Below are 6,772 nucleotides of genomic sequence, written 5' to 3'. Positions count from 1 at the left end.
CTGGATTTCATCACCGAACACACCACCCGGATCGACGCGTTGACCGAGCGCATCGAGAAGGTGATGGCGCCGTTTCAGGCCAAGCGGGACCTGATCTGCACGATCCCGGGTATCTCCACCACCACCGCCGATGTGATCATCGCCGAGACCGGCGGCCAGATGGCCCAGTTCCCCACACCAGGCCATTTGGCCTCGTGGGCGGGAGTCTGCCCCGGCCAGCACCAATCCGCCGGACGGGTCAAAAACGTCAAAACCCGCCCCGGTAACCGTCACCTCAAAGGTGCTCTCGGGGCTACAGCGTTATCGATCGCCAGCCACAAAGGCACGTTCCTCAACGCCAAGTACCGGCGCCTGGTCCGCTCTCGCGGCAAACCCAAAGCGATCGTCGCCCTCGAGCACACCCTGCTCACCGTGGTCTGGATCATGCTCACCGACAACGTCGTCTACGACGAACCCGGCCCCGACTACCACCAGCAACGCCACCCCGAACGCACCAAGAACCGCGCCATCTACGACCTACACAAACTCGGATACGACGTCACCATCACACCCCACGGAGCGGCCTGAGCAGCCACCTCACCTAACTCTTCGGATTAGGGAGCAGGGGGCTGTCGCTTGCGCTCCTCACAGCTCAGGGAGCAGGGGGCTGTCGCTTGCGCTCCTCACAGCTCAGGGAGCAGGGGGCTGTCGCTTGTGCTCCTCACAGCTCAGGGAGCAGGGGGCTGTCGCTTGCGCTCCCCACAGCTCAGGGAGCAAAAGCGCGGATGGATCTGCGAATCGGCGACCGGCGCGCGGAACGACCGGTACCGTCCGCGGGATGACGAGTTCCAAGGTGATCGTCGCCATCCGGGGCGGCGGGCCGAGCCGCACCGACGCCGACGATCTCGTCGAGCGCTGTATGGCAGCGGGGGCAACGCGCGTGCAGGTCAACCTCAGCGACGACGCGGTCTCCGGGGCCATGCGCATCGACGAACTCGACCCGCCCATCGTCGCGGTGCTGTCCTTCTGGGCGCCCGACCCCGACCCGGTCCTTGCCGTCGTCGATGACGAACTCGACGGTCCGATCGCTGCCTGGGCGGTCACCGCGCGGGCGCCGCTCAATCCGGACCTGCCCGCGGACGGGACGCGGATCGACGCCCTGTCCAACGTCGCGTTCCTGCGGCGACCCGACGAACTCGACCACGCCGAGTGGTTGCGCCGCTGGTTGGACGATCACACCCAGGTCGCCATCGACACCCAGGCCACGTTCGGTTACGTCCAGAACATCGTCGAACGACCGTTGACCGAGGACATCCCGCCGGTCGCGGCCATCGTCGAGGAACTGTTCCCGATGGCGGCGGTCAGCGACATCCACGCGTTCTACGGAAGCGGCGGTGATCAGCGGGAACTCGAGCGCCGGATGACCCTGATGCTCGAGAGCGTGTCCCGCTTCGGCGCGGACCGCCACCTCGACGTGGTGCCGACCTCGCGCTACGACTTCGACCTCAGCCGGTCGCGAACCTGAATGGGGCTGTCACACGGCCGAATCCGGGAACGCGATCACCGACAGGAAGCGCACCGGCAGCTCGACGAGTTCGACGGGTCCATGCGCGCCCTCGCCGTCGATCTGTAGCGAGTCGCCTGGATGCATCCGGTACACCGAGCGACTGTGGGCGTAGTCCATCACGCCCTCGAGGACGTACAGGAACTCGGTTCCCGCATGCTGGAACAACGGCTGGGTCACCGACTTCTCCGTCAAGGTGACGAGGAGACATTCCAGGCGTTTGTGCTCACCGCGCAGCGACCCGAGCAGCTCGTACTCGTGACCCTCCCGGGACCCCTCGCGCACGATCTCCGAGCCCTCGCCCGCTTTGACGAACACCGCCGACCGCTCCATCTCGGCGCCGCGGAACAGCGAGGTGACCGACACGTCGAAGCCGTTGGCCAGGCGGGCGAGCGTGCTGAGACTGCACGAGGTCTGGGCGTTCTCGATCTTCGACAGCATCGCCTTGGAGATGCCGACGCGAGTGGCCATGTCTCCCACCGACAGTCCCTGCTGACGTCGCAGGCGACGCACGTTGTGCGCGATCGCCGTCTCGAGCTCCAGCTCCTCGACCGACTGGTCGACAGGTCTCTCTCGCGCGGTGCCGGACTGATTCCGGATCAATGGGTCGTCCGTCACGCCGCCAGCATAGTGAGAAACAACGTTTCCTGACAGTTGACACACGATTCCACCCCTGTCGACGGCCACGGCCTCGGATCATCCGGCGTCCCGGTCAGCGCATCTCGCCGGCTCCCACATACGGGAAGCGCGTCGTCAGCAGGTCGCCTTCGGCGAACCGCGTGAACCGGAAGTCCGACTCCGGAATACGCGGGTCCGCGCTGCGTCCGTCGACGACGAGGTCGGCGATCAACCGGCCGACCGCCGGCGAGATCTTGAACCCATGGCCGCTGAACCCGGCCGCCAGGACGAGCCCGTCCAGTGGTCCGCTGGAGATGATCGGATTCCAGTCGGGTGTGACGTCGTAACACCCGGCGTAGCTCGTGGTGATCGCCGGATCGGTGAACCCGGGGAACCGGGTGCCGACCTTGTCGACGGTGAGGTCGATGAAGTCCGAGTCCGCGCGGTTCCGGTAGTCGTCGGGATTCGCTATGTCGAGCGCCGCGAGATCGCTGTTGCCGAACAGAATCTCGCCGCGGACGTCCGGTCGGACGTACTGCAGCGACACCAGGTCGGAGAAGACCGGCACCTCGCCGAGGTCCTCACCGGGGTGAATCATCACGATCTGTTCGCGGTGCACCTCGATCGGGATGTCGACCCCGTAGGGCGCGAGGAACGGTTTGGACCAGACACCGGTGGCGACGACCACGGTGTCCGCGGAGATCGTCGAACCGTCCGCGAGTCGGACTCCCGTCACCCGGTCGGCGTCGACGAATAGGCCGGTGACGTTGGTGCCCTGACGAATTCGGATTCCTGTTGCCCGCGCCGAGGCCGCGAAGGCCTGCGCGGTCTGATACGCGTCCCCGTAGCCGCCGCGCTCTTCCCAACCGAAGGCCGCGAAGGGTTCGAGGTCGGCGGTGGGCCACATCGCGGCGACATCGGCGGCGTCGATCTCCTCGGTCTGCACGCCGACCGCACGTTGCGCCGCGAGGCTCTTGCGCATGTTCTCGACATTCGGCTCGCCGACGCCGACGACATATCCGGTCTGACGGAATCCGATGTCGGAGCCGAAGATCTCCTCCGCCTTCTCGAAGACCTCGAGTCCGACCGCGGCCATCGCCGCCAGCGAACCGACGCCGTAGTGGCACCGCACGATTCCCGAAGACTTGCCCGTCATCCCGCCGCCGACGGTGTCCCGCTCGCAGACGATCACATCGGTGATGCCGCGTTGTCCCAAGGCCCAGGCGGCCGCCACGCCCTCGAGGCCGCCACCGACGATGACGACCGAGGCGGTCTCGGTGCTCACAGGCCCGCCCCCGGAATCCAACTCGTCCCGGCGAGCGGAACGCGGGCCATCGCCGACGCCTCGATCGAGATGGCGACGAGATCTTCGGGCTCCAGATGCTGCAGGTGCGCTTTGCCGCACGCACGGGCGATCGTCTGGGCCTCCATCGTCATCACGCGCAAGAAGTTCGCCAGGCGCTTTCCGCCGAGGACTGGGTCGAAACGCGCCGAGAGTTCCGGGTCCTGCGTGCTGATGCCCGCGGGATCGCGCCCGTCCTGGAAGTCGTCGTAGAAACCGGCGGCCGATCCCAGCGCCTCGTACTCCGCGGCGTATCGGGGATCGTTGTCGCCCAACGCGATCAGCGCTGCGGTGCCGATGGCGACGGCGTCGGCACCGAGGGCCATCGCCTTGGCGACATCGGCGCCGTTGCGGATTCCGCCCGACACGATGAGTTGGACCTCTCGGTGAACACCCAACTCCTGCAGGGCCTGCACCGCCTGCGGGATGGCGGCGAGGGTCGGGATGCCGACGTGCTCGATGAAGACGTCCTGGGTCGCCGCAGTTCCGCCCTGCATCCCGTCGACCACGACGACGTCGGCGCCGGAATGCACCGCGAGTTTCACGTCGTAATACGTGCGGGTGGCGCCGACCTTCACATAGATCGGCTTCTCCCAGTCGGTGATCTCGCGCAACTCGTTGATCTTGATCGCCAGGTCGTCCGGTCCGGTCCAGTCGGGGTGACGGCACGCGCTGCGCTGGTCGATTCCCTGCGGCAGGGTACGCATGCCCGCCACACGCTCGGAGATCTTCTGTCCCAGCAGCATTCCCCCGCCGCCCGGTTTGGCACCCTGGCCGAGCACGATCTCGATCGCGTCGGCCTTGCGCAGGTCGTCGGGGTTCATCCCGTATCGCGACGGGAGATATTGGTAGACGAGGTGTTTGGACTGACCCCGCTCTTCGGGCGTCATCCCGCCGTCACCGGTGGTGGTGGAGGTACCGACCTCCGAGGCGCCGCGCCCCAGCGCTTCCTTCGCCCCGGCCGACAGCGCGCCGAAGCTCATCCCGGCGATCGTCACCGGGGTGGAGAGATGCAACGGGTACTTCGCATTTCGCGAGCCGAGGACGACGTCGGTGTCGCAGCGCTCGCGATAACCCTCGAGGGGGTAGCGGGACATCGACGCGCCGAGGAACAGCAGATCGTCGAAGTGCGGCAGCTTGCGCTTGGCGCCCCAGCCACGGATGTCGTAGATGCCGGTCTCGGCCGCGCGCTGGATCGCGGCGATGGTGGTGCGGTCGAACGTGGCCGACTCGCGCAGGCCGCGCTGTTCGACGCTCAGGTTGTCGGTCATGGTGATTCTCTTTCGTCGTGTGGTCGTGCGCATCTCAGCTCCCTGAGGAGCCCCGGAGCTTGCGGAGGGGCGTCCCCCCTGCTCCCTGAGGAGCGCCCGGAGCTTGCGGAGGGGCGTCCCCCTGCTCCCTGAGGAGCCCCGGAGCCTGCGGAGGGGCGTCACGAAGGGTCTTCGCAACTCGTCTCGCCAGGACCCTTCGTGGCTCGTCGCTTGCGCTCCTCGCACCTCAGGGAGCAGAGGTGGGCGCTGTCACCGCTGAGGAGCGAGCTTGCGAGCGTCACGAAGGGTTTGCCGACTCGGCCGCCGGCCCTTCGCACTCGGGAGGCAGGGACGGCTCAGTACGCGGAGGTGTTGTCGACCTTGAAGTGGTAGAGCTCGCGGGCGGAGCCGTAGCGGGTGTAGTCGCGGGGGTCGTCGTCGCCGAAACCGGCGGCCTTGAGCAACCCGGCCAGTTCCTCGAGGTGCTCGGCGCGCATCGGTTTGGCGATGCAATCGGCACCCAGCGAGGCGACCTCGCCGCGCACGTAGATGCGGGTCTCGTAGATCGAGTCGCCGAGACCGTCGCCGGCGTCGCCGCGGACGACCAAGCGGCCCGCCTGAGCCATGAAAGCGCTGTTGTGCCCGACGTTTCCGCCGACGACGATGTCGACGCCCTTCATCGAGATGCCGCAGCGTGCCGCGGCATCGCCCTCGACGACGAGGAGTCCACCGTGCGCGGTGGCGCCGGCCGACTGCGAGGCGTTGCCCTTCACGATCACACTGCCGCTCATCATGTTCTCGGCGACGCCGGTGCCGGCGTTGCCGTTGATCGTGACCTCGGCCTGCTGGTTCATGCCCGCGGCGTAGTAGCCGACGTGGCCGTTGATCGTGATCTTCACCGGCAGGTTGACTCCCGCGGCGACGCTGTGGGCTCCGGCCGGGTTGTCGATGACGATCTCGCCGGAGATGTCCCCGTGCAGCATCGAGTTGATCTCGCGCAACGGGGTTTCGGCGAGGTCGAAGGTGTGATTGGGGTTCATCGTCTCAGCTTTCGCCGTGTCGTTCGAGGCGGGAACGGTAGGGGTGGAGGGAAACTCGGCGGTCATCGAGTCCATGCGTAGACGACCTCCGGCTCGGGCTCCCAGATGCGGGCGTTCTCCACGCCGGGCAGTTTGGCCAGTGCGCGGTACTCACTCGCCATGGCCACCCAGTCGTCGGTCTCGGCGATCACGGCCGGTTTGCATGCGATGGCGTCGCGCACCACCGCGAACGAATCGCGATTCGACACCAGCAACGTGTAGAAACCGTCGAAGTTCGCGCAGACCTCTTTCAGTGCTGTTTCCACGTCCTTGCCCGCCGCAAGCTGGTGTGCGACGAAGCGCGCCCCGACCTCCGTGTCGTTCTCACTGTCGAATTCCACTCCGGCAGCGCGCAGTTCACGCCGGATGGTCGCGTGATTCGCAAACGAACCGTTGTGGACCAGGCACTGTTCGGGGCCGACCGCAAACGGATGTGCGCCCGAGGAGGTGACCGCCGATTCGGTCGCCATCCGGGTGTGCCCGACGCCCTGCCATCCCGACGCCGCGGCCAGGCCCCAGGATTCGGTCAGGTCACGGGGTGCGCCGACGCCCTTGAGGACGGTCAGGTCCGACCCGAAACCGGCCACCAGGGCCTGCGGGTATGCGGCCCGGGCGGCGGCCAGCAGCTCGTCGGCCGGCGCCGGGGCGGAGGCCACCAGCGTCACGTCGATCGTCTGTGCCGCGACCGGCACCCCGAGGGCCGCGCTCAGCGTCGTGGACACCTCGTCGGGAAGAACGTCGAGTTCGAGGAGGGAGATGCAGCCGTGTCCGGACGGTGCCCACGTGGGGTTGCCGTAGACGGCGATACCCGCCGAATCCGCGCCACGGTCTTGCATCTCGCCGAGCATCCCGGCGAGCATCTCGCCCAACCGGGGGTGAAGGTCAGGGTTGCGCAGGTGCAGCCCGACGATTCCGCACATGATCAGTTCCTTACGTCGAT

7 protein-coding genes are annotated in these 6,772 nt (G+C 67.2%); 2 read left to right on the top strand and 5 right to left on the bottom strand.

Translation table 11 applies throughout. The features are described from left to right. Both KB201_RS21725 and KB201_RS21720 read left to right on the top strand, forming a co-directional pair. The coding region (locus tag KB201_RS21725) for a transposase (RefSeq protein WP_211540434.1) at nt 1-567 on the top strand (567 nt) is incomplete at its 5' end. Between the two features lie 250 nt (nt 568-817). Next, entirely contained in the window at nt 818-1,504 is a 687-nt protein-coding gene (locus KB201_RS21720; protein ID WP_211540432.1) for an EthD domain-containing protein, read from the top strand. Nucleotides 1,505-1,513: 9 nt separating this feature from the next. Here the strand turns inward: KB201_RS21720 and KB201_RS21715 are convergent, their stop codons facing one another. From KB201_RS21715 to KB201_RS21695, 5 genes are all read right to left on the bottom strand, one after another. Further along, entirely contained in the window at nt 1,514-2,161 is a 648-nt protein-coding gene (locus KB201_RS21715) for a helix-turn-helix domain-containing protein (RefSeq protein ID WP_374193967.1), read from the bottom strand. Nucleotides 2,162-2,255: 94 nt separating this feature from the next. Then, nucleotides 2,256-3,446, bottom strand: a complete 1,191-nt coding sequence (locus KB201_RS21710) for an FAD-binding oxidoreductase (RefSeq protein WP_211540430.1) — start codon at nt 3,444-3,446, stop codon at nt 2,256-2,258. After that, the gene (locus KB201_RS21705) at nt 3,443-4,774 is read right to left on the bottom strand and encodes an FMN-binding glutamate synthase family protein (protein WP_211540428.1); all 1,332 of its coding nucleotides are present in this window, start codon (nt 4,772-4,774) and stop codon (nt 3,443-3,445) included. Before KB201_RS21705 ends, KB201_RS21710 begins: the two co-directional genes overlap by 4 nt. 335 nt (nt 4,775-5,109) lie before the next feature. Then, the gene (locus KB201_RS21700; protein ID WP_159371722.1) at nt 5,110-5,868 is read right to left on the bottom strand and encodes a protein glxC; all 759 of its coding nucleotides are present in this window, start codon (nt 5,866-5,868) and stop codon (nt 5,110-5,112) included. Beyond that, the gene (locus tag KB201_RS21695) at nt 5,856-6,752 is read right to left on the bottom strand and encodes a glutamine amidotransferase (protein ID WP_159371723.1); all 897 of its coding nucleotides are present in this window, start codon (nt 6,750-6,752) and stop codon (nt 5,856-5,858) included. The genes KB201_RS21700 and KB201_RS21695 overlap by 13 nt, the downstream gene beginning before the upstream one ends. Between the last annotated feature and the right edge of the window lie 20 nt (nt 6,753-6,772).

The sequence above is a fragment of the Gordonia sp. SCSIO 19800 genome, from assembly GCF_018132775.1.
GTDB classification, from domain to species: domain Bacteria; phylum Actinomycetota; class Actinomycetes; order Mycobacteriales; family Mycobacteriaceae; genus Gordonia; species Gordonia hongkongensis.
The sequence above is the reverse complement of the archived record's forward strand: the minus strand, read 5'-3'. Positions and strand labels throughout refer to the sequence as shown.